The organism is Leucobacter soli (genome assembly GCF_042659205.1).
In the GTDB taxonomy this organism is placed as follows: domain Bacteria; phylum Actinomycetota; class Actinomycetes; order Actinomycetales; family Microbacteriaceae; genus Leucobacter; species Leucobacter soli.
On the sequence record NZ_JBHSRW010000509.1, the window covers coordinates 1 to 504 of the forward strand.

1 pseudogene is annotated in these 504 nt (G+C 71.2%); it reads left to right on the forward strand.

What is annotated here, in order from left to right:
- Window positions 1-270: 270 nt before the first annotated feature.
- Window positions 271-504 (forward strand): annotated as a pseudogene (locus ACFPZL_RS14220) (amidase); the annotation flags it as partial.

A 504-nucleotide genomic window follows, 5' to 3' on the forward strand; every position in this document is an offset into this window, starting at 1 on the left:
CGCCGGCACCGGCGGGGTCGCCGGCGCATCCGGTGAGGGCGAGTGCCCCCGCGACGGCGCCGGCGGCGAGGAGGGTGAGGGGGGTGCGAGTGTTCACGGAGGAACCTTTCCACGGTCGTGCGGCGACCGGTCCGGCGGTCGAGCCTCGATCCGCCATCTTGTTGAGAACGGATCTCACTCTATATGCAAATGAGAACTGTTCGCAACAAGTTGGCGCGGCGACGCACTGCAGTAGGAGCGACCTATCCGCGCGACCTCTAGGCTGGATCCGTGGAGGACCCCGGGCTTTTCGATCTCCGCGAGGCGCTGCGGCACGGCGAGGTCTCGTCGCACGATCTCGTCGGCACGGCACTCGAACGCGCCGAGGCATCGGCCGACCTCGGCGCCTTCGTCAGCCTGAACGGCGAGCTCGCCCTCGCCGAGGCCCGCGCGGCCGACGCGAGGATCGCCGCGACCGTCTCCGCGACCGCTCGCCGCGGGCTCCCGCCGCTGCTCGGGCTTCCG